The sequence below is a fragment of the Priestia sp. YIM B13489 genome, assembly GCF_042787645.1.
Taxonomy (GTDB): domain Bacteria; phylum Bacillota; class Bacilli; order Bacillales; family Bacillaceae_H; genus Priestia; species Priestia megaterium.
In genome coordinates this window covers 275083-297327 of sequence record NZ_JBHZOQ010000053.1, presented here as the reverse complement: position 1 = coordinate 297327, position 22245 = coordinate 275083, and the positions used below count along the sequence as shown (strand labels likewise).

General features: G+C 38.2%; 19 protein-coding genes and 1 pseudogene. 18 read left to right on the top strand and 2 right to left on the bottom strand.

Going from position 1 to position 22245, the window contains the following annotated elements; translation table 11 throughout:
• Positions 1–140: 140 nt before the first annotated feature.
• The 3 genes and pseudogenes from corA to ACFX4W_RS07470 form a co-directional block, all read left to right on the top strand.
• Positions 141–1106: a magnesium/cobalt transporter CorA gene (corA, locus tag ACFX4W_RS07480; protein WP_043975737.1), complete on the top strand. Its 966-nt coding sequence runs from the start codon at positions 141–143 to the stop codon at positions 1104–1106.
• A 154-nt stretch (positions 1107–1260) separates the two neighbouring features.
• Positions 1261–2847, top strand: coding sequence for a DcuS/MalK family sensor histidine kinase (gene dcuS / locus ACFX4W_RS07475; RefSeq protein ID WP_043975825.1), 1587 nt, complete (start codon positions 1261–1263; stop codon positions 2845–2847).
• Positions 2807–3172, top strand: a pseudogene (locus ACFX4W_RS07470) (response regulator); the annotation flags it as partial. The gene dcuS and the pseudogene ACFX4W_RS07470, both read left to right, overlap by 41 nt.
• Before the next feature lie 241 nt (positions 3173–3413).
• On the opposite strand, the gene ACFX4W_RS07465 reads toward ACFX4W_RS07470, so the two are convergent.
• Positions 3414–3509, bottom strand: coding sequence for a hypothetical protein (locus tag ACFX4W_RS07465; protein WP_377560525.1), 96 nt, complete (start codon positions 3507–3509; stop codon positions 3414–3416).
• Between the two features lie 196 nt (positions 3510–3705).
• On the opposite strand from ACFX4W_RS07465, the gene ACFX4W_RS07460 reads away from it, so the two are divergent.
• The 14 genes from ACFX4W_RS07460 to essA all read left to right on the top strand — a co-directional run bounded on the left by ACFX4W_RS07460 (position 3706) and on the right by essA (position 20266).
• Entirely contained in the window at positions 3706–4365 is a 660-nt protein-coding gene (locus tag ACFX4W_RS07460) for a cobalamin B12-binding domain-containing protein (protein ID WP_043975734.1), read from the top strand.
• Positions 4352–5104, top strand: coding sequence for an STAS domain-containing protein (locus tag ACFX4W_RS07455; RefSeq protein ID WP_043975732.1), 753 nt, complete (start codon positions 4352–4354; stop codon positions 5102–5104). Before ACFX4W_RS07460 ends, ACFX4W_RS07455 begins: the two co-directional genes overlap by 14 nt.
• An 80-nt stretch (positions 5105–5184) precedes the next feature.
• A complete protein-coding gene (locus ACFX4W_RS07450; RefSeq protein WP_230184708.1) occupies positions 5185–6492 on the top strand; it encodes an ATP-binding protein in 1308 nt (435 codons plus the stop codon).
• A gap of 365 nt (positions 6493–6857) precedes the next feature.
• Entirely contained in the window at positions 6858–8063 is a 1206-nt protein-coding gene (locus tag ACFX4W_RS07445; protein ID WP_043975728.1) for a DEAD/DEAH box helicase, read from the top strand.
• 251 nt (positions 8064–8314) lie between these two features.
• Positions 8315–8632: a hypothetical protein gene (locus ACFX4W_RS07440; RefSeq protein ID WP_013055102.1), complete on the top strand. Its 318-nt coding sequence runs from the start codon at positions 8315–8317 to the stop codon at positions 8630–8632.
• Between the two features lie 109 nt (positions 8633–8741).
• Positions 8742–9341, top strand: coding sequence for a WXG100 family type VII secretion target (locus ACFX4W_RS07435; protein WP_043975725.1), 600 nt, complete (start codon positions 8742–8744; stop codon positions 9339–9341).
• A 61-nt stretch (positions 9342–9402) separates the two neighbouring features.
• Positions 9403–9795 carry an SseB family protein gene (locus tag ACFX4W_RS07430; RefSeq protein WP_013055104.1) on the top strand — a complete coding sequence of 131 codons (393 nt, stop codon included), beginning with the start codon at positions 9403–9405 and terminating at the stop codon, positions 9793–9795.
• Positions 9796–10167: 372 nt separating this feature from the next.
• Positions 10168–10461, top strand: a complete 294-nt coding sequence (locus tag ACFX4W_RS07425) for a WXG100 family type VII secretion target (protein ID WP_013055105.1) — start codon at positions 10168–10170, stop codon at positions 10459–10461.
• A gap of 93 nt (positions 10462–10554) precedes the next feature.
• Entirely contained in the window at positions 10555–10794 is a 240-nt protein-coding gene (yukD, locus tag ACFX4W_RS07420) for an ESX secretion system protein YukD (RefSeq protein ID WP_013055106.1), read from the top strand.
• 14 nt (positions 10795–10808) lie between these two features.
• The gene (gene essB, locus ACFX4W_RS07415) at positions 10809–12113 is read left to right on the top strand and encodes a type VII secretion protein EssB (protein ID WP_043975721.1); all 1305 of its coding nucleotides are present in this window, start codon (positions 10809–10811) and stop codon (positions 12111–12113) included.
• Positions 12114–12125: 12 nt separating this feature from the next.
• Positions 12126–12263 (top strand): hypothetical protein, encoded by a 138-nt coding sequence (locus tag ACFX4W_RS30710; RefSeq protein WP_483879987.1) that lies wholly within the window; start codon positions 12126–12128, stop codon positions 12261–12263.
• Positions 12260–16603, top strand: a complete 4344-nt coding sequence (essC, locus tag ACFX4W_RS07410) for a type VII secretion protein EssC (RefSeq protein ID WP_483879986.1) — start codon at positions 12260–12262, stop codon at positions 16601–16603. Before ACFX4W_RS30710 ends, essC begins: the two co-directional genes overlap by 4 nt.
• A complete protein-coding gene (esaA, locus tag ACFX4W_RS07405; protein ID WP_043975716.1) occupies positions 16600–19791 on the top strand; it encodes a type VII secretion protein EsaA in 3192 nt (1063 codons plus the stop codon). Before essC ends, esaA begins: the two co-directional genes overlap by 4 nt.
• A complete protein-coding gene (gene essA / locus ACFX4W_RS07400) occupies positions 19769–20266 on the top strand; it encodes a type VII secretion protein EssA (RefSeq protein ID WP_043975714.1) in 498 nt (165 codons plus the stop codon). The genes esaA and essA overlap by 23 nt, the downstream gene beginning before the upstream one ends.
• A gap of 50 nt (positions 20267–20316) precedes the next feature.
• Here the strand turns inward: essA and ACFX4W_RS07395 are convergent, their stop codons facing one another.
• Positions 20317–20793 (bottom strand): hypothetical protein, encoded by a 477-nt coding sequence (locus ACFX4W_RS07395; protein WP_013081504.1) that lies wholly within the window; start codon positions 20791–20793, stop codon positions 20317–20319.
• A gap of 287 nt (positions 20794–21080) precedes the next feature.
• Here ACFX4W_RS07395 and ACFX4W_RS07390 point away from each other — a divergent pair, with 287 nt between their 5' ends.
• The gene (locus ACFX4W_RS07390; RefSeq protein WP_043975712.1) at positions 21081–22235 is read left to right on the top strand and encodes an endonuclease; all 1155 of its coding nucleotides are present in this window, start codon (positions 21081–21083) and stop codon (positions 22233–22235) included.
• Positions 22236–22245 lie beyond the last annotated feature (10 nt).

The window sequence follows — 22245 nt, the reverse complement described above, 5'->3', positions numbered from 1 at the left end:
TCCTCACCGTTTTGTTCTCTTGTCGTCACCATCATCGTATGTATAGACGAGAAAAGACGTACATTAAAAGAAAAAAGTTTAACAAAATGGTAAAAAGGGTATGTGCAGAGAATAGTATCAAAAAAGACAGAGGTTATCTTATGATTAAAATTGTAGCTAAAACCAAAGAAGGAGCTATTAAAGAAATAGAAATGAATGAGATTCGTTCAAGCCATGAGTTTCAATGGTATTGGGTTGATTTTTACAATCCCACCGAGGAAGAAAAAAAGCAGCTTGAACAATTTAATTTTCATCCTTTAGCAGTTGAGGACTGTTTAAATCAAGGTCAGCGCGCTAAATTTGAGTTGTATGATGAGCATTATTTTTTAGTCTATTATGCCCTTCATAAAGAAGAGCTTGAGCACTTAGAAGTATCTGCGTTTGTAGGGGATAACTTTTTAGTCACTTACCATATGGATAAGCTAACGAGCGTGGCTAGGGTTTGGGAGCTTATCAAAAAAGACCCTGAGGCTACCGAAGATGGAACATGGGATATCATGTATGAACTTTTAGATCATACCGTTGACGAATACTTCCCCGTGCTTTATAAATTTGAAGATCACATAGACGATATTGAAGACAATGCAAAAGACGAACCTATGGATGAATTAATGAGGCAGCTTTATGACATCCGAAGTGATTTGTCACGAATGCGCCGCATTTTAAACCCCATGAGAGATTTAATGTATCGTATTATGTCAACCAATACGTTAAAAGCAAAAGAGCAGGTTCGCTATTTTAATGACATTTATGACCACTTATTAAATATGATTGAAATTATGCAAGCAAGCAGGGATTTGTCAAATGATATTCGAGAAAGCTTTATGTCCATTAACTCGGATCGTATGAATTCAATCATGTTTACGCTAACGCTTATGTCAGCTATTTTCTTACCGTTGACGTTTATTGCTGGCCTCTATGGCATGAACTTTTCATATATGCCGGAACTGACGGGGAAATATAATTATTTTATTGTACTTGGCATTATGATTGGGCTTGTAGGCGTAATGGTCTTTGCCTTTTATAAAATGGGATGGTTTAAATATCGAAAAGGACCGAAACTATAAAGTAGATTGTTAACCTTCCTGTATAAATGTTAATCAACTCAGTAAAAATGAAATTAAATAAGCGAAGATCTTATCTGACTCTAGATAAGATCTTTTTCTTGTGCTATAAACAAGAAAAGCAGGGAAGCGAGGGAAGAATGTGAAACACGGAAGAATGGGTCTGCGAAGCATCACGGTGCTGCTTGTATGCATGGTGGTGATTCTATCGCTATTGTTAACGGATTTATTAGTTAGCAGTTCAATTGGAAAAAATATTCGGGATCAACAGGCTGAAAAAGCTCGGACTATTGCTACGATTATTTCAGAATCAACGAACGTGAAAGAAGGACTAGAGACAAAAACACCTCAGTCAATTCAAGAATTCACTAAACGAATTCGTAAAAAATCAAGCGTCTTGTTTATCGTTGTTATGGATATGAATGGAATTCGGCAATCTCATCCAGATCCTAAAAAGATAGGAAAGAGGTTTGCCGGAGGGGATGAGCAAAAATCATTGCACGGGAAATCTTATGTATCTGTATCAAAAGGAACGCTCGATAAATCTCTGCGCGCTTTTGCACCTATTTATAATGAAAAAAATCAACAAATTGGCGCAGTAGCTGTGGGGATTTCTTTGAATAATGTAAATGAAGCAATTAGAGATGGGCATCGTCGAATTGTTTTAGGTTCATTAATTGGTTTACTTGTAGGCATTCTTGGTGCTATTTTATTAGCGAATTACATAAAGAAAATTTTATTTGGCTTGGAACCTTCTGAAATTGCTAAAATTCTAGAAGAGAGAAGTACCATGCTGCAGTCGGTTCGTGAAGGAGTGATAGCTGTTGATAAAGAAGGTAATATTACACTTGCTAATCGTTCTGCACGCCGCTTATTTGTTAAAGCAGGGTTAGCGCCAGAGCCAATCGGTTTGTCTATTCGAGAATATATGCCCACCTCCAGGCTGGACGACGTTTTGTCTACGGGGGAATCTCATTACGATGAAGAGCAATTCATAAATGGAGTAGCCATTGTGGTTAACAGGGTTCCGCTAGTAGTAAACGAAGAGATTGTAGGGGCACTTTCTACGTTTCGGGATAAAACAGAAGTTAACATCTTAGCAGAACAGCTAACAGGTGTTAAAATGTATGTGGAAGCGCTTCGAGCACAATCGCATGAATTTATGAATAAACTTCATGTGATTTTAGGAATGGTGCAGATGAATTATTATGATGAGCTAAAAACGTATATTCATCAGCTTGTTAATCACCGTGTCGATGAATCTAGTTCAGTGACTAAATCTATTAAAGATCATGCGTTGGCAGGGTTCCTCATGGGCAAAATGAGTTATGCTAGAGAGGAAAGTGTAGAACTGACGTTTTCCGCTGATGAAGTTATTCCAGAACCTTCAGATCCACACGTTACTCATCATCTCATTACCATTATTGGAAATTTAATTGATAATGCAATTGATTCAGTTTGTCATCAAGCCTCTAAAAAAGTGTCCGTTATGCTTGTTTATAAAAACAATAAACTTACGATTCAAGTCACGGATACAGGCTGCGGCATTCCTTCCGATACAATGAATCAGATTTTCAAGAAAGGTTTTTCTACAAAAGGCACGAGCAGAGGGTTTGGACTGCATTTAGTGAAGCAAACGATTGATGAACTAGGTGGCCAAATCGTCATTGACTCATTTATAAATAGCGGTACCACATTCTATATTGATATTCCGTACGAAACAAGGAGAGATCAAGTTGATTAAAGTATTAATTGTTGAAGATGACCCAATGGTTGCTCAGTTTAATCAAAAGTACATTGAAGAGATAGAGGGGTTTACAGTGGTCGCTGTTGCTCATTCGGGTCATGAAGCCTTGGTGAAGGTAAATGAATATCAAGTTGATTTAGTGCTGCTTGATGTCTTTATGCCTGGGCAAAATGGTTTGAAAGTTTTACAAGAGATTCGAACAAAACAAGAGGAAATAGATGTCATTTTTATCACCGCTGCTTCGGATGCCCAAACGATTCAGCAAGCTCTACGCTACGGAGCAATTGATTATTTGATTAAGCCTTTTACATTTGAACGCTTTTATCAAGCACTTTCGGCTTACAAACAAACATTTCGTACGTTAAAACAGCAACCTCAGCTTAACCAACAGGAATTAGACGGGCTGCTGTCTAATAAAAAAATAAAAGAAGCTCGGGTAGAGCCGTTGCCTAAGGGTTTAACGACAGGAACATTAGAAGTTATCGTAGAAGCCATTGAGCATCTTAAAGATCACCCTTTTTCGACTGATGATGTAGCTGAAAAAACGGGAATTTCAAGAGTATCTATTCGGAAATATTTAAAATTTCTAACAGATATAGGTCTTCTTGGGGAAAGAATGACTTACGGCACAATAGGACGACCTGTGTATGCGTACTTATACAATGAACAAAACCGTCACTTGCTGCATCACTACCTCGTTGACTTTGAAAAATAAAGAGATTGACCTGTTAGAGACGTCCGGTGCTATTTTGTCAGTGTGAGAATATTTTACTGTAGAGTGCGGGTGAGTTAAGTGGTATGGTTGATAATAACAAAGGAAAAAACAAGTCGTTTGACTGAAAAAGAGGTGGTTTCTTGATTGAAAGCATAGAACGCTTGACTGAATTACTGTTATCAGGGAATCAAGATGAAGCTTGGAATATTGTGTGGAAAAAAAGACAGCAGGGTTTCGATACATTTTATATTTTTCAGCAATTCATTTCAGTGTCGATGGCTCAAATCGGTATGATGTGGGAAGAAGATGAAATTTCAGTGGCTGATGAACATTTAGCTACTACTACCTGTGACTATGTTTTGTCACGCTATCAATTGTGTATAGAAAAAGAAGTTATTAAAAATGAAAAAAAAGGTCTGTTTTTGTGTATAGAAAATGAACAGCATTTTTTAGGTTTAAAAATGATTTCCATTCTCTTTGAAGAGCACGGCTGGCAGACGAAACTTTTAGGAGCAGATTCTCCGCTTTTACATGCAACGCACACTGTTGAACAATGGAAACCTGATTTAGTAGGAATCTCGTTCAGTTTAACTCATCATATAGAAAAAGCAAACGAATATATAGAAGGATTACAAAAGACAAAACATCAGCCGCTTATTTTAGTTGGAGGTCGAGTAGTTTCAAGCTATAAGTTTCCTCTTGCTCAAACAAATCAAGTTCGGTTTATTGCACAGTTAGAGGAGTTGAAAGAGTTTTTTCATTATCAATCGATTAGGGGGATTAAGGTTGTCGACTATTAAATATGCTCCGCTTCCTGTTTTTATTATGGATGAGGAAATGAATATTCTAGCGCAATCTGATGAAGCAGCCGCTTTATTTGGAGAGGTTCAACATTTTTTAGAAATTGTTGACGAAGATAGTCAGATCAAAGCTAGAAAACGATTAGGGCAGAAGAAAAAAATAAAAACAGAATTAGTCATGCATTCGCACAAAGCTAAGATGTCTCTTTATACCGTGAATTGCAAATGGGAGCAAGATAAGGCGCATGTGATATGTGTAGAGGAAGATTCTCAAATTAGAATTCTTTCAGAAAAAATCCAACAACATACAGCGCGTTTATCTGAAACAGACTTAGAACTGCTGCTGCAAAAAGAACGATTAGAAAAAGCAATGAACCGAGTTATAGAACTGTCGGGACCGTTTATTCATTTATCGAACAACATGGTGCTTATACCTCTGTTTGGCGATTTATTTGAGGAAGTCATCATGAAAAATGAACATCGGCTGCTCAGACAAATAGATGAGGAAACGGTTGATCGAGTTATCATTGACTTTAATGGAATAGGTCAAATTGATGAACGAGGTGTTGCAGCCCTAGAACATTTAATATGGGAATTTCAGCTAATGGGTGTACAGATTTATTTAACAGGTGTGACACCCGATCATAGTCAATGGCTTCACCAGTATCATTTTCAAGCAAATGTAAAATCTATTAGTAACTTAGGTCAGGCCATTCATCAATTTTTTACAACGGCATGAAATGGCTACAAAAAGTGAACACTTCATATAAAGACAATAAGACAGGGGATCAATATTGATAAACAGGTGATTAAAATTTGGTGAAACACGCGCGTAAAGTAGCTTTAAGAATTTCAATTATATATATCATTATTGGCGCTGTATGGATCTTGATATCTGATAATATATCTAGAACATTAGCGCAAGGTCGTTTTGAAGTATATATTTTTTTTCAACAATACAAAGGTTGGCTTTTTATTTTAGCTACGGGGATTATTTTGTATGGGTTGGTATATAGGAGAGCTTATAAACTAGTGGAGTCCCAGCAAGAGCTCGTAGTGAAAGAACACGAACTTCAAACGAGCAATCAGCACTATCAATCTTTATTCAAACATAATCCCGATGGCGTTTTTGAAATAAGTAAAACGGGTGAAGTTCTTCTTGCTAATCCAGAAGGTGAAGGAATCGTTGGATACTCCAGTGAAGAATTACGAAAAATGAAACCTTCAGCTCTTATCGCAGCTGAAGAGTTTGATATGTGTAAAGAGTATTTTAAAGAAGTGCTGAATGGAAAAGGTGCTAAGTTCGAAATGAATGTGATCAATAGAAAGCGAGAAAGACGGCTGCTTAGGTGTTCATTGCTTCCCATCATCGTTCATAAGCAGGTAGTAGGTGTATTTATGATTGCACGTGATATTACTACATACCGTCAAGATGAAGAGCTTATGATAACCTCGGAAAAAATGTCCGTTATTGGACAAATGGCAGGTGCCGTCGCACATGAAATTAGAAACCCGCTTACTTCTTTAAAAGGCTTTGTACAGGTTATGCAAGCCTCTAAGGAAACAAATGACACATATTTAGATATTATGATGTCTGAAATCGACCGCATCAACTTAATCTCCAGTGAAATGCTCATTCTTGGAAAAAAGCAGCATGTATCTTTTGAAAAGACCAATTTATGCGAGATTTTAAAACAAGTTATTACGCTAATGGAAGCGCAGGCCAATTTAAATAATGTTTCTATTTTATTGAAAGAAACAGCCAAAAGGCCTATTTATGTTTCGGCTGATGCAAATCAATTGAAACAAGTGTTCATCAACGTGATCAAAAACGGTGTAGAAGCTATTATGGAGAAAGGTCATATTACAATAACAGTTGAAGAAAAAGGTACACGAGCATTGATTCACTTTGAAGACAATGGAATCGGAATGAGTCAAGAGAGGATTGAACAAGTAGGAACGCCGTTTTATTCTACAAAAGAAGCTGGCACTGGCTTAGGGCTGGCCGTATGTTACAAAATCATGGAGCGTCATCAAGGTACCATGCATTTTAAAAGCGGTAAAGGAAAAGGGACAACGGTTATTATTGATATGCCAATTATAGAACGAAACAGCCGCCTCTCGTAGCTCAGAGAGGCGGCTGTTTTCTTGAAAAAGAGGAAGTAAGCAGCTGAGCCCTTTGCATCTGAATCCATATAGGACATAAAACCTCCTTCTTATACAAGTTTTCGTCCATAATAAAGAGGATCATATTGTTTTCTATAGAAGCAATAGTGTATCATAGTTGAAGCTATGTTTATTGATGTAGAAAAGTTAAGGTAACAACCGATTTTTCTACTGACGGATTGACAGGGTCCCTTGGGATAAGAAAGGTTTATTTATAAATAGAAATTAAGGTCAGTATTAACGCACATGGCCACTGATACATTCGTTTAATTGAAATGAAAAAAATCGTTTATAATATCGAGAAAAGCATGGAAAAGGAGATAGATATGAGTCAGTTTATAGAGACTTTACAGCCTTTTTTACAAGAGGCGTGGAAAAAAGCAGGGTTCAATGAGCCTACTGCCATTCAAACGAAAGCTATTTCAGAGATTTTAGCTAATAAAGATGTAATAGGAGAATCCCCAACGGGAACAGGAAAGACGCTGGCATATCTGTTGCCTGTCTTACATCGCATTCAGCCGGGACCATCTCATATTCAAGCTGTTATTTTAGCATCTTCCCATGAATTGGTTATGCAAATTCACGGTGAAATTCAAACTTGGTCGCAGGGAAGCGGTATTTCAAGCGCTGCGTTTATTGGCGGAGCAAATATGAAACGGCAATTAGAAAAACTTAAAAAACGTCCCAATATCATTGTTGGTACCCCAGGACGTTTGAACGAGCTAATTAAAATGAAGAAATTAAAGATGCACGAAGTCAAAACAATTGTGATTGATGAAGCGGATCAATTGTTTGTACCTGAGCATGTTCAAACGGTTCAACAGATTGTAAAAATGGCGTTAAGTGATCGTCAAATCCTAGTCTTCTCAGCTACTGTATCAGAACGTACCAAATCGCTAGCGAAAGATATGATGAACTACCCTCTTGAAATAGAGGTAGGAAGAGATGAACTTCCGGCTTCGAAGGTAGAGCATGTATACATCAAAAGTGAAGCTAGAGATAAAGTGGACGTGCTTAGAAAACTAGTTCGTCAAGAACAAATGAAAGCTTTAGCCTTTTTTAAAGGAATTGATACTCTAATCGAGTTTGAAGAAAAATTAACATTTAAGCGTGTAGAAGCAGGTTCTTTACACAGTGAAACGAAAAAAGAAGATCGTGCTACGACGATTAAAGGGTTTCGAAAAGGAGATTTCCCTGTCTTATTAGCAACGGATGTCGCAGCTAGAGGATTAGACATTAAGGGATTGACGCATGTAATTCACATCGATGTTCCTCAAGATGCAGATCAATACGTCCATCGCTCAGGTAGAACAGGCAGATCGGGAGCAGAAGGTACAGTCATTTCTCTTGTGACTGAACGTGAAGAGCGAAATTTAAAACAAATCGCACGTGAACTTCAACTTTCATTAGTGAAAAAAGAGCTTTATATGGGTGAAATAGTGGATGAAGGAACAAAAGAGCAGTCCCGTACAGCTAAAAAACCTTCAAAAAAGCCATTTAACAAGAAAAAGAAACAAAAAGGTCGAATGTAAACTAGGTATTCTTCCTTTTATAACAGCAGTGTCACAACCTAAAAAGCAACGTCTACTGCTTTATTACAGCAGCCTGGCGTTGTTTATTTTCTCTATTTCACCTGTATAAATAAGTAAAAAGAGAGAAATGTAGATATTTTTTCCTAGGTATGAAAATAGTTTGAATGATGGATTTTGTTTTTTGTAACCTTATTTTAACATTACTTTAAGAGACTTCTAATAAAAGAGGAAGAAGGACGTGGGGACATTTTATGGATGCAATTGATGATCTCTTTGACGACATAGAGCGAAGAAGAAAAAGTAAAGAATATAGTCGAGATGCAGATCAATTAGAATCATATTTACATGAAGTTCAACGTATCATGGAATTTCTTGAAGAGGGTATCTATCTGTTTCAAAATTCGCACCAACAATATGCGTCAGATTGGTCAGGGCGTTCTAAGAGCTCATATGAGGATATTTATAATGATATTACGCAATCTACTTTTCATCTGTACGACGTAAGGGATGAATTGTTTCAAACTTTACGCTTAGAAATTTCACGATTAAGAGAGTTAGCATCGGCGTAATAAATAACATTATCCACTCACTCCTTTAGAAAGTGAGTCTTTCCGTATAGGCTTAAAAAATGTTTGGATGATGACTGAAGGCTTACAAGAGATAGGGGGACGGACATACATGGAGATAAAAGTAAATCCAGAGGTGCTGCAGACGTTTGCAGAGCGAATTCAGCACTCTCATTCACAGACGGCTGATGCACTTCAAAAACTAAGCTGGGAAGCTACAAATCTACATTTCTTGTCTGTTGCAGATATTGATAAAGTGCTGGACTTGCAGGAAGAGTTACAGCATATGATTCGCAAACTTGATTCGCTAACGGAAAACGCACATTTATTAGTAAAAGACACTGCAGAACAAATGAGAAAAGCAGATGGAGAGCTAGAAGGCTCTTCAGGCTGGACGGAGTTTTGGTCGAGCGTGTGGAGCGATGGGGGCACCCATTCACAAGATACGTGGAATGACATAAAGAACTTAAAAGAATGGAATACGTATGACAATATGCATAGAACGATTGAAAAACCTTTAGGTACTCTTAATGTTATGTGGAATTCGCTTTCTATGTCTTGGGAAGAAAAAGTAGTGAATGGTTCTACATGCAGTCGAACGGAATTTTTTACTTATGGCGTTATTCAAATGGGGTTGGGCATTTTAAGTCAGGAAATGAATCCTTCAAACATTATGTTTAGTGACAGCACAGAGGAAGTGAAGAGAGAATGAATGAAGTATATGATGGCGCTGGAAGTGAAATGGTACAGTTCCTTACAGGGTTGTCTCGGCAATGAAATATACATTTAACTTATTAGAAAAATCGTTAATTGAAGCAATGAAAGATAATAAGAAAATTGCTCAATTTTATAAAACTTTAATGAATAGCAATTTATGGCTAGTTGTTAGTTCAGAGCATGGAGCATCAGATATATTGATTGCAGAGCACTACGTTCAGACGATGAAAAGCGCAGCGTACCGATATTTACCTGTTTTTTCGTCAAAATATCCGATTGAACAGATGCTGAAAGATGAAAAGACCGTATGCGTATCATTTAAGGATATGCTGCCTGTATTAAATGAAGAAATAGCGATATTACTTAACCCTGACACGCCTCTCTCAAAATTATTCATCCCCGAAGAAATAAGGATGTTAAAAGAAGATCAAAATTATTTTAAGCAGTAGCCAAAAAATAAAAAGCGCATGTGCTTTTTCAAAGCATGTCTGAATCTTAAATAAATAGAAGATATATAAAGAGGCAGGGCCTTAAATAGGCTGCTGCTTTTTTATTACTAGTAAAGAGTTTTATAGATAATGAACAAAAATGTAATTTAATAGTCTTATAGTTTTTATTTTCCTTTAAATAGGTACCTATAGATCAAATGGAAAAGGTTTAAATGAGAACAAAATCTTGGTTTTTTAGGTTTTATTTGCATTTTTTAGGGGTATTTGTAGATACATATTCTCATTTTTGGAGGCTTTTGCAAGTAACCTTTGACCTTATCACTAGAGTTTCTTACAATAATAGTAAATATATAAACCGAAGGAGAGATATGTATGTCAGGAATTATTCGCGTAACACCAGCAGAGCTTCGCGACATGGCGGGTCGTTATACTAACGAAAGCGGTCAAGTTCAAGAATTAGTAAGTCGTCTTGATACAATGAAAAATCAACTTCAAGACATGTGGGAAGGTGCTTCAAGCGAAGCGTTTGCTGCTCAATACGAAGAATTAAAGCCTTCTTTCGTTGAAATGTCTAACCTACTTACAAAGATTGCTAAGCAATTAGATGACTCTGCAAACGTTCTTGAAGATACAGATAACCAAATCGCTAGCCAAATCCGCGGTTAACTTCATCTAATAATCTAAGTGAAGTAATAAAAGGAGCGCCCTATTCTCAAAAGATGAAGGCGCTTTTTCTATGTTTTGAGGTGATGAAACCCTATGTATATAGAAGTAACAGTAGACTTAAAGCACTATACAGGTGATCGGTTCGATTTGCGACTATCAAACTATCATTCACTCAAAAAAGTAGTCGAGATCGTTTGGCAAGCTAAAAAGATTACTCAATCACCAAAGGACGGTGCGTGGATACGTGTTTCAAATAAAAATCTTATTTTCTCGGGAAATGAGACGATGATTAACTGCGGAATTACCACAGGTGATTGTATCGAAATTCTCTAAAGGAGTCTATTAGAATGTCAGAGAAGAAACCGACTTACTTAGAAGAACAGCTCGAAGCTGTAATGACACGTCATAATAATGAATATACATTTGTTTTTCAAAAAGAAAAAATTCGACTTAATCGTTCTGTTGAAATTGAAATGTTAAAGGATGTAAACACGAATTTTCAAAAAGAAATCATGATGAGCGATGATGAACTTAAAATAACAATTAAGCCTACCTCTGAATTTCAACCTTTTTCAGCATTAAGAGGAAGAGAAGAACAGCAAAAGTGGCTGTTTGCAGATCAGCTTATCAAACAGGTAAAGCAGCATTCTTTTTCAAGGCTGCATTTGTTGATTTGTCCAGAGAATATCATTTTTGATAAAAGTTTAAGTCCGGCTTTTTTACATTATGGAGTGAAAGAAAGTTTACCTCCTTATGAGTCTAACGGGGAACAAAGTTTTCAAGAGTTAAAGGCTACGATAGCAGCAGCCGTTGACTCATCGCATACATTTGAACAGTATTTTAAGTTATATGAGACCTTGCAATTAAAAGAAGACGCTAAAAAAATAATGCATATCAGCAATGAGGAAGAGTTGAGTCAATTTGTTCAGCATAAGCTAACCCAAATTGAAAAGCATCAAAAGACACTTGTTCAACTTCCTCAAAAACGCTGGACCATTTTTAAGTTTTCATCTGTGGGTATACTTGTCTTATTAATTCCAGCTCTTATTTATACTTTTTACTCTTATTTTTTTGCTCAGCCGAAACAAGAAGCATTTGTAGAAAGCAACGAATACTTTCTTGAAAAAAACTACAGCAAAGTAGTCGATACACTTGAAGATTATGACATTGAAAGCATGCCTAAAATTGTGCAGTACGAAATAGCAACTTCCTATCTTGTTAATGAAAAGTTAGGTGAGGAGCAAAAAGCAAATGCTTTAAAGACTATTACGCTTCAGTCAGATCCTCAGTATTTTGCCTATTGGTTTTACATTGGCCGAGGAGACAACAAAAAAGCGCTAGAAGTCAGCAGGTTGTTAGAAGAACGTTCGTTAATTATCTATGCACTAATGAAATACGAAGGTCAGCTAAAGACAGACAACGATTTAGCGGCTGATAAAAAGCAAGAGGAGCTTGATAAAGTAGCGAACGAACTTGAAGAATTTAAGAAAGAAAATGATCAGCAAGAAGCGGAAGCAGCCAAGCAGCAAGAAGAGAAACAAGCTGAGGAGGCACAGGCGGCCATGCAGCAGGAAGAAGAACAGAAAGCTGCAGAAGCCGAGAAAAAGAAACAAGAAGAGCAGAAAAAACAGCAGGAAGATCAATCGAAGTAGGGAGGTAGTTGTATGAATATGCTTTGGGTAGTTAGTGGGCAAACGTATCAGCAGCTGCCTGTAGATTTTAAAACCTTTCGCCAAGCAACGGTAGGAAACACTCAGCATCAAACTTTTACATTTCCTATCCGTTTGAGAAAGGGCAAATGACGCTGTCATCTGAAAAAAACGGCCGGCTCTTGATTTCCTACGGAGAAAAAAGGATAGCAGAGCTATCTGTTTCTCAGTCGTTTGTATGGCGAGAACAAGGACATGCTTTAACCTTTGTCCTTACAGACACGGCTGTTAAAGAAGCTGTCTATTATATTGATTACGGCTCAGAAGTCTCGTTTTCCACAAGTGATGAAACAGCTGATGTGTATCAGCAGAAAGAAAAGTGTGTAGTAGAGCCAAAAGAAGGATTTTACTTATCAAAGATAAATGGAAAGTGGAAGGTCTTTTATAACCAAGAACCGCTTTATCTTAATGGACACCGACTAGAAGAGAATACGAACCTTCAGCCCGGAGATCTCATTTTATGGTCTTCTATGACGATTCAATTGATCGAAAAAGATTTGCTGCAGATTCAAAGCTGCTATGATTATGCATCTAAGCTTCCAACTACGGCACAGCCTATTTCTGAAATGAAAAAGAAGTACCCGGTTTATAGACGGACACCGCGCATGATATATGATTTGCCTAATGATAAGGTGAGCTTGTCCTTTCCATCTCAAGACAATGATGAAAATAACCGAAGCTTGTGGCTTACTATTTTACCGCCATTAGTCATGCTTTTAGTCATGGGTACGGTCTCGATTATTCAGCCTAGGGGAATTTTTATTATTATATCTGTCATGATGTTTACGACCACGCTGATTGTATCTACCGTTCAATATTTCAAAGATAAAAAACAGCGCAAGAAGCGGCAGGAGCGTCGTCGTCGAATTTATACCAAGTATTTAGAGAACAAGCGCGAGGAATTACAAGAACTAGTATCAGTTCAACGAGATGTATTATCTTATCATTTTCCGACGTTTGAACGCATGAAATATTTAACAGAACAGATTTCTGATCGAATTTGGGAACGAACTGTAGAAAGCAGTGATTTTTTACAGGTGCGCCTTGGAACAGGAACAGTTCCGGGAAGCTACCAAATTTCTTTGAATAGCGGAGATATGGCTAATCGAGAAATTGATGATTTGCTTGAGCAGTCTCAGCACATGGAAAAGGTCTATCGAGAAGTGAAAAATGCCCCTGTTACCGCTCATTTAGGTTTAGGCTCTATCGGTCTGGTAGGAAAGATGAAAACGGTGAAGAATGAACTGCATCAGCTTGTAGGACAGCTGGCATTTTCCCACAGTTATCATGACGTAAGATTCGTATTCATTTTTGATGAAGAAGAATATAAAGAGTGGGAATGGATGAAATGGCTTCCTCATTTTCAGCTTCCGCATTCTTTTGCGAAAGGTTTCATCTATAATGAACAAACGAGAGATCAGCTTTTATCTTCTATTTATGAAATGCTGAGAGAACGCGATTTAGATGAAGCAAAAGGAGAAGGTGTCTTCTTGCCTCACTTTGTTTTTATTATTACGAATCAGCAGTTAATTGCAGATCACGTTATCTTAGAGTATTTAGAAGGATATCACCCTCACCTTGGGTTTTCTGCGATATTTGGGGCAGAGACAAAGGAAAGCTTAACGGAGCATGTTCATACACTCGTCCGTTATATTAACGAATCCGAGGGGGATATATTAATTCAAAAGCAAAAAGCTGTGAATATTCCATTTCAGCTTGATAAACACACGCTTGATTATAATGAAAGATTTGCAAGGATGCTGCGGACATTGGATCACCAAGTTGGTATGACCAACTCAATTCCAAATAGCGTTTCATTCTTAGAATTATTTAAAGCAAGAGAAATTGGTGAGTTGGATATCGTGCAAAGGTGGCAAAGCAATGAATCAGCTAAGTCGCTAGCAGTTCCCATTGGTTTAAAAGGAAAAGAAGATATTGTTGAACTAAATCTTCATGAAAAAGCTCACGGCCCTCATGGATTACTTGCAGGTACGACGGGGTCAGGGAAAAGTGAATTCTTACAAACGTACATTCTTTCTCTAGCGGTGAATTTCCACCCCCATGAAGTCGCGTTTTTATTGATTGACTATAAGGGCGGAGGAATGGCTCAGCCGTTTAAAAACATGCCTCATCTGCTTGGAACCATTACAAACATTGAAGGAAGTAAGAATTTTAGTACAAGAGCCCTAGCTTCTATTAAAAGTGAATTAAAGCGACGCCAGCGCTTGTTTGATAGATATGAAGTCAATCACATTAATGATTATACAGATTTATATAAGCAAGGTATGGCAGAAGAACCTCTGCCTCATTTATTCTTAATCTCGGATGAATTTGCCGAGTTAAAAAGTGAAGAACCAGAGTTCATTCGGGAATTAGTCAGCGCGGCGCGCATTGGACGTAGTCTGGGCGTTCATTTAATTTTAGCGACGCAAAAGCCAGGCGGTGTTATTGACGATCAAATTTGGAGTAATGCACGCTTTAAAGTAGCTTTAAAAGTCCAAGATGCCGCTGACAGTAAAGAAATCTTAAAAAATGCGGACGCTGCTTCTATTACGGTGACGGGTCGAGGCTATCTGCAGGTTGGAAATAATGAAGTGTATGAACTGTTTCAGTCAGCTTGGAGCGGTGCCCCGTACATGGAAGATACGTATGGGGCTGAAGATGAAGTCGCCATTGTCACAGATCTCGGGTTGATTCCTTTATCTGATGTATCTACTCAGCAGACGTCATCTAAACAAGCGGAAGCAGAAATTGATGTTGTGGTGCAAAAAATTGAAAAAACGCAGCAGGAACTAGCTATCAAAAAATTAAATAGTCCATGGCTGCCGCCTCTTAAAGAAAGATTGCTTCGCAGTGAGTACAAAGAGAAGCGAGACGGCGTATTCCCAATTGGCTTGATTGATGAACCGGAAAAGCAAAGCCAAACGGTATATAACTATCAGCTGATGGACGATGGAAACATTGGTATATTTGGTTCGTCAGGATACGGTAAATCGTTTACAGTCATGATGTTGCTTCTTAGTCTAGCTGAAAGAAAGAGCCCGGAGCAGCTTCATTATTACATTTTTGACTTTGGAAACGGCACGCTGCTACCGCTTCGTCAGCTGCCTCATACGGCGGATTATTTCTTAATGGATCAAATGCGTAAAATTGAAAAATTCATGACGATTATCAAACAAGAAATCGCAAGGCGAAAGCAGTTATTTCAACAGTGGGAAGTTAGCAATATCAAAATGTATAATGCTCTAAGTTCAGAAGAGCTTCCTCTAATTTTTATCACGATTGATAATTTTGATCTTGTCAAAGAAGAAATGCAAGATCTAGAAATGCAGTTCACACAGCTCGTGCGTGACGGTCAGTCTTTAGGAATTTATATGATCTTTACCGCGACGCGGGTGAATTCTATTCGTCAGTCGCTTATGAATAATTTGAAAACGAAGGTTGTTCATTATTTAATGGATCATTCAGAAGCGTATTCTATTTTAGGACGTACGCCGTATGCGCTAGAGTCTATTCCAGGCCGGGCTATTATCAAAACGGATCAACCTTATTTTGCGCAGCTGTTTTTACCTGCGGAAGGAAAAGATGATTTTGAAATTTTTGATACAGTTAAGCTGCACATTCAACGATTAAAGAATCAATATGCTGATGCTATTGTTCCAGAGCCTGTACCAATGCTGTCATCAAAACTTGTACTTGCCGAGTTTATAACGGACAGAAGGGTTATTAGGGAAAAAGGAGTCATTCCTCTTGGGTTAGATGAAGAGTTTGTTCGACCGGTGCATATGAACTTTAAGAAAAATAAGCATTGCATCGTCATGGGGCAGACGCAAAAAGGAAAGACAAATGTAGTGAAGGTCATACTGCAAACAGCGCTTGAACAAGGCGTGAAGCAAATCGGACTATTTGATTCGGTTGACCGCGGTTTATCAAGTTATGCAGCTGAAGAGCAAGTTGTTTACATGGAAACAAAAGAACAGATTATCGACTGGCTTGATTTAACTGAAGAACGATTGCAGCGACGTGAAAATAAGTATTTGGAAGCAGTGCAGGAAGGAACGGTACACAGTCTTTCATTTTCCCCGATCATGCTTGTAGTAGATGGATTTGTACGATTCCAGCAAAACTTAGACAGCGTCCTGCAGGATCGTATTACAAAATTGATGAAAAATTACAGTCACCTGGGCTTTAACTTGATTGTTGCAGGGAACAACAATGAGTTTTCAAAAGGATTTGACGCCTTAACAACAGAAGTGAAGCAAATTAGCCAAGCCGTGCTGTTGATGAAGAAAACAGAGCAAAGCTTATTTACACTTCCTTATGACCGAAAAGAAGCTGACGTTAACCCTGGCTTCGGTTATTATATTAAAAGTGGAAAAGAAACAAGAATTCAAATCCCGCTATGTGTAAGTGAAAGGAAGATCTTAACATGACCGAACAGCGTAAGTATACACTTAAAGTCATATTAGCTGTTGTTTTAATTTTGGCTCTTCCTTCTTTCTTTTTCCAGTATATTGGAGACAACCCACTGCAAGTCACAGAAAACTCAACAAGAACGATTGCGGTGGTTAACGAAGATAATGGAGTAAAAGAAAATAGTGAAAAAGCGATAGAGTTTGGAGAAAAAGTGACTCCTCTTTTACAGGAGGGGTCGGATTATCAATGGACCGTGCTTGGACGAAGCGCAGCTACAAGCGGTTTACAGAATGGAAAATATGATGCGGTTATCTATATTCCCTCGACCTTCTCACAAAATATTTTATCGTATCAGGAAAAAAAGCCAGAAAAAGCTACTTTGGAATACAAAGTTCAAAGTCAGCTTAACGCAGTTAATAAGGAAAAAGTAGTAGGGGAATTAGAAGATGCTACTACAAAGGTTAATAATGAAATGTCCTCTTTGTACTGGAGTTATGTATCACAGGAAGTGGATAAGGTACGAGGACAGTTCGATAAAATTCTAAATAAAGAAATCGCCTTTCAAAAAACAATGGTCGCTTTTTATAAACCGAATTCAAAAGATTTAGCAGGTGAATTAAATGATCAAAAGAAAATTCTTCAGCAAATCCAAGATAATGTAAATAAAGCAGAAAAAGGTTCGAGTGACAGACAAGGCGACGTAGAACAGGTTGAAAAGAATTTAAACAGCTTTATTGGATATGTAAATCAATATCAAACATATCAAGAAACACAGAAACAAATGCTTGAAAAAACGCAGGCTCAAAGCGTCACTGCGATTCAAGAAGGGCTGTCTTCCCTTGAATCTAATCAGCCAAGCTCTAAGCAAAATTTTAATGAGCAGGCCAATCAAGTGTTTAGTGGCTTATCTTCCATTCAACAGCAGTTGGATCAAAATCAAAAAGCCGTCGGAGAACTTGGAGACCAACAAGCGGATAACGTCAGTGAACAAGAAAAAGCTCTGCAAGATTTGAACGGCCAAATAGTCAGTTCATATAAACAGCAGTCTGAGCAAACAACCCTAAATCAAATTGAAAGTAAGCTAAAGCCGCTTCGTGCGCAGCTAGAGACAGCTTCATCAAATGAGGGTGGCGGAGGCTCAACGGATCCAGGAGAAGACGGCGAAACTCAGCCAGATCCGAATCAAGGCGGAGAGACGCCAACGGACCCTGGGGAAGGTGACGGAACTCAGCCAGATCCGAATCAAGGTGGAGAGACGCCAACGGATCCTGGAGAAGATGATGGAACTCAGCCAGATTCCGGTCAAGGCGAAGGAACGTCAGAACCAATTAAAGTGGATTTATCTCAGCAAACAGCAAAGCTTGATGATATATCAAAAGGCCTTGAAGACTTAGAACAGCAGCTCCAAAGAATGGTGAACGAAACACCTGAAGCACCTGAAGCACCTGAGACATCTGAGGGAACGGAAACGCCTGAAACGCCTGAAACGCCTGAAACATCGGACACATCGGATGCATCAGGTACATCCAATGCTGTGAAAAGTGCGCTTGAAAAAGTGGCTAATCTGAAAACACAGGTACAAGCAGTCAAAGATGAGCTGCAAAATGTAAAAGTTCAGCCGGAAGCTTCAGGAGAAAATACGGATGAGCTGAAGCGAAAAATTGCTAGTTTGGAAGCAGACGTTAAGTCTTTGACAGCACAGAAAAACAAAGCAGAGAAAGACTTAGAAGAAGCGAACAAGTCGTCGAGCAGTCAAATTGCTAAGCTTCAAGAAGAAAATGAACGATTAAAAAAAGAGAATGAAAAGTTGAAAGAAGACGGCAAAAAGCCTTCTAAAGGTAGTGTGAATGTAGACAATCTCATTACGATGATTACAAACAAAGAAGATAAAATTTTATCTTCTCCAAACCTTTCAGCTTCTCGCAAGGAAAAGTTGAGCAATACATTCTCAGGTAAGATTCAAAGCAGCAGTGCAGAAGATCTGCTAAAGTACTACGGTGATTTATCGCAGTATGATTTGACTTTAGCTCAGGTAGGAAATACAGACATACAGAACAGCGTCCTTAACAATGACTCTATTAAAGGAAGTTTGCAGCAGGCGTTAGCTGGTACCGTCTCTTCTCAAGATGCACGTAAGCAAATCCAACAAAACCTGTCTCTAACAAAAGAAGAGTTAGCACAGTTCCAAAGTTCAGTGCAAGATTTTGCTGATCAATATGGACAAACAGTTGATGCTGAACAAGCATCTATTATGGAAGAGCTATCAGCTATTCAAGAAAAAGCAAATGCAATGAATCAAGAGCTTCAATCTAGCGCAGGTGAAGATCAAGCATTAGAAAAGAAAGAAGCTCCGGACGTAACGGGCTTAATGACGCTGCAGCAAAGCATGGGTCAAGAGTTGAAGGGAATGAACGAACTCATTTCATCTTTAGGTGAAAGACAAGCAAATGTTGTCACATACACAGATGAATTGCAGAAGCGTGTAAATGAAGTCCAGGATAAAGCTGACACGCTTAACAGCAAGTGGGCCCAAAACGTGGATTCAACGAAGTTGGTTCGCGGCCAGGTATACCGTTTGTTAAATAATACATTAGTAGATGGACAGAATAATGATTACGTTTATCATTATTTAGCCAATCCTCTTCAAGTAAGCGGTGAAGTGCCGGCTGAAAAAGTAAAAGAGGTTCCACCAGTTGTCATTTTGGTTATTATCTTAATCAGCAGCTTACTAATTGGCTATTTCAGTCAATACTACCGACATGCACCTATACTTGTGAAAGGTACGCTGTTTGGGTTATTGAATTTGATTGTAGGGTTAATGGTAAGTATCTTTAGCCTTAATATTTATTCGTTATCGGGAGACCGGGCAATGGAATGGTCAATCTTTACGATCGTCTTATTGCTTGCTACATCTACACTCGTACGTATTGCTTTCTTATTAGGAAGCTTCGCTGGATGGGTTACGACAGTAGGGTTGATTTTATTTTATATTACCCCGCTTCTTAACTTATCTATGCCAAACTTTAATTACGAAGATCCAGTATCTAAAGTATATATGTCAATTCAATATGATACGCAGTCTCTGTTTGGACAGGCGCTTATTGTATTACTGGGAATGACTGCCGTTTTAAGTGTTCTGCCATCTATTATTCGTGCTTTAAAGACGACTAAAGAGGTTGAAAATGATGAAACCTATAGTGCTTAATAAGAAGATTGGAAGTATTGTTCTTATTTTTTCACTTCTTTGTTTCCCTATAGCAGCAGCGGCTGAAGCTGATGACGGAAACGTTGAAGAGATTAAACCAAATGTATATAAGGATGATCCGATTAACTTGGACCCCGAATCTTTGCTAGAAAATAAAAAAGAAGTAGGAAATATTCCGGAGGAAATAAAGGATCTTACATTTGAAAAAGAGGAAGATGTAGAGAAAGAGAGCTTAAAAGAAAGTCTTTTTGCGAACGCATCAGCTGAAGATAATACGATTTCTGCGAAAGCAAAAGAATATAACTTGTTTTCTTCTAAAAACACTTCCTACAAGAAAGATCGAACAGAACAAACTGCTTCTGAAAAGTCATCAGACCTACAATGGTTTTATTTATTATTGATTGGTGTGGGGGTTGTTGTATTATTTGCGGTTTTAATACCGCGCATTAGCCCTCAACCTTCTGTGAAAAAATGAAAAAACCTCGCTGTTAATCAACAGCGAGGTTTTTGCGTATAGACGCAAGCTTATAGGCGGCGGAAGCCTTCTTCAAACAAATAATCTTCTGCTTCTTCGTAAGATAGAAATGCTGCCTCTAAATTCAAGCCAGAATAAACATTCCAGAGATCATCTTCATGAACAAGTAAAAGCGTTGCATTGTCTGGGCCGTTCCAGCGCTGTTCATTTCCATTCCCTACAATAGCTTCTTCTCTAGCTGTATCAGGAAGGGTTGACAAAGATTCAATAGAAGCTTCAATAATTGAGCGGAGCTCTTCTTCTGTATAATCACGGATATTTACAAGACCTTTGTCATTTGTTTCATATCCTTTTAAAAACCCTCCATATACAAATCCATTTCCGTTAGGATGCAGATGATGCACAACAACCGTTTTATCGTACACGCTTTCTTCATAATGAAAATTCACGCGTCCTAAAGATACATCTTTTCGATGCAGCTCTGGAAACGATGAAATAATAGCTAATTTTTCGTCAAAACTAAGCATACACAATCCTCATTTCTATTTAAATCATTTCATTTTCTGAAATGGTATAAGCTCTTTTACGATTCGGTTGATTATACCATATATAAAGAAAGACACATAATGCTTTTTCCAATGTGGACTTTTAAAAATATAACCCTTCGCATAAAGTGGCCGTCACTGTAAAGAAGAATACATCTTTTTCACTATAAAACTTAACAAAAAAGAGGCAGGGAATTCACAGTGAAAAAATAATATAAAGAGGTGGAAGAAAACTAGTTTTCAAACCTATCATATAGGAGGATAAAAAAGTGAAATTATACGCTCTGTGTAAAAAAACATGGGCAATATCCCTGCTTGTTTTTGTTCTTTTAGTGAGCTTAACTCCTGTTAGTCAAGCAGCCGCATTTTTATCTGTTGCACAAGCTCTTGAGAATCAAAACAATAGTGTACAAACGGTTAAAGGATATGTAGTAGGTCAACCTACAGGCACATCTACAGTTATTACGAGCAATTACCCAAGCGATTATGCACTTGCTCTTGCTGACAGTTCAAATGAAACCAATACAGACAAGATGGTGTACGTTCAAATTCCTTCAAATTTGCGAAGTACATTTGGACTTCAAAGTCACTCGGAGTTAAGAGGGAAAAATCTTACTGTTACGGGCACACTCACTCCTTATTTTTCACACCCAGGAATAAAATCAGTTACTTCTATCAGTACAGAAACAGGAGGAACTGATCCGGCTCCAGATCCCACAGAGCCAACCGTTCCAGTAGAAGACTACTATCGTACTGCAGCTAAAAAAACAGGAAACAGCTTAAAGACAGAGCTTCATAACATTATTGATCATCACACAGAACTGTCGTATTCAGCCGTATGGGAAGCTTTAAAGAAAACGGATGAAGATCCAGCTAACGCAAATAACGTTATTTTGCTCTACACAGGGCGTTCACAGGCTAAGAGTACAAATGGAGGCGGAGTGGACGATTGGAACCGTGAGCACGTCTGGGCAAAGTCTCACGGGGATTTTGGAACAGCTATGGGACCTGGAACAGATCTTCATCACTTACGTCCAACCGATGTATCTGTAAACAGTACGAGAGGAAACTTAGATTTTGATAACGGAGGGACGGAACATAGCGAAGCACTCGGAAATTATTTTGACAGTGATTCATGGGAACCTCGAGATGAAGTAAAAGGCGACGTGGCTCGTATGTTGTTTTATATGGCCGTGCGCTATGAAGGCGATGTAAGTGATGAGCCTGACTTAGAACTTAATAACACAGTGAATAATGGTACTGCTCCTTATCACGGGAAATTATCTGTGCTTCTTCAATGGAATACCCAAGACCCAGTAGATGATCGAGAACGACGTAGAAATGACATTATTTATTCAGACTATCAGCATAACCGCAATCCTTTTATTGACCATCCTGAATGGGTGAATGAGATTTGGAACTAATGAAGAAGGC

Excerpts from the sequence above, each read along its gene's own strand:
- esaA (WP_043975716.1), top strand. The coding sequence starts at position 16,600 with ATGACCGAACAGCGTAAGTATACACTTAAAGTCATATTAGCTGTTGTT.
- yukD (WP_013055106.1), top strand. The coding sequence starts at position 10,555 with ATGTATATAGAAGTAACAGTAGACTTAAAGCACTATACAGGTGATCGG.
- ACFX4W_RS07425 (WP_013055105.1), top strand. The coding sequence starts at position 10,168 with ATGTCAGGAATTATTCGCGTAACACCAGCAGAGCTTCGCGACATGGCG.
- ACFX4W_RS07395 (WP_013081504.1), bottom strand. The coding sequence starts at position 20,793 with ATGCTTAGTTTTGACGAAAAATTAGCTATTATTTCATCGTTTCCAGAG.
- ACFX4W_RS07435 (WP_043975725.1), top strand. The coding sequence starts at position 8,742 with ATGGAGATAAAAGTAAATCCAGAGGTGCTGCAGACGTTTGCAGAGCGA.
- ACFX4W_RS07440 (WP_013055102.1), top strand. The coding sequence starts at position 8,315 with ATGGATGCAATTGATGATCTCTTTGACGACATAGAGCGAAGAAGAAAA.
- ACFX4W_RS07445 (WP_043975728.1), top strand. The coding sequence starts at position 6,858 with ATGAGTCAGTTTATAGAGACTTTACAGCCTTTTTTACAAGAGGCGTGG.
- essC (WP_483879986.1), top strand. The coding sequence starts at position 12,260 with ATGACGCTGTCATCTGAAAAAAACGGCCGGCTCTTGATTTCCTACGGA.
- dcuS (WP_043975825.1), top strand. The coding sequence starts at position 1,261 with ATGGGTCTGCGAAGCATCACGGTGCTGCTTGTATGCATGGTGGTGATT.
- ACFX4W_RS30710 (WP_483879987.1), top strand. The coding sequence starts at position 12,126 with ATGAATATGCTTTGGGTAGTTAGTGGGCAAACGTATCAGCAGCTGCCT.
- essB (WP_043975721.1), top strand. The coding sequence starts at position 10,809 with ATGTCAGAGAAGAAACCGACTTACTTAGAAGAACAGCTCGAAGCTGTA.
- corA (WP_043975737.1), top strand. The coding sequence starts at position 141 with ATGATTAAAATTGTAGCTAAAACCAAAGAAGGAGCTATTAAAGAAATA.
- essA (WP_043975714.1), top strand. The coding sequence starts at position 19,769 with ATGATGAAACCTATAGTGCTTAATAAGAAGATTGGAAGTATTGTTCTT.
- ACFX4W_RS07430 (WP_013055104.1), top strand. The coding sequence starts at position 9,403 with ATGAAATATACATTTAACTTATTAGAAAAATCGTTAATTGAAGCAATG.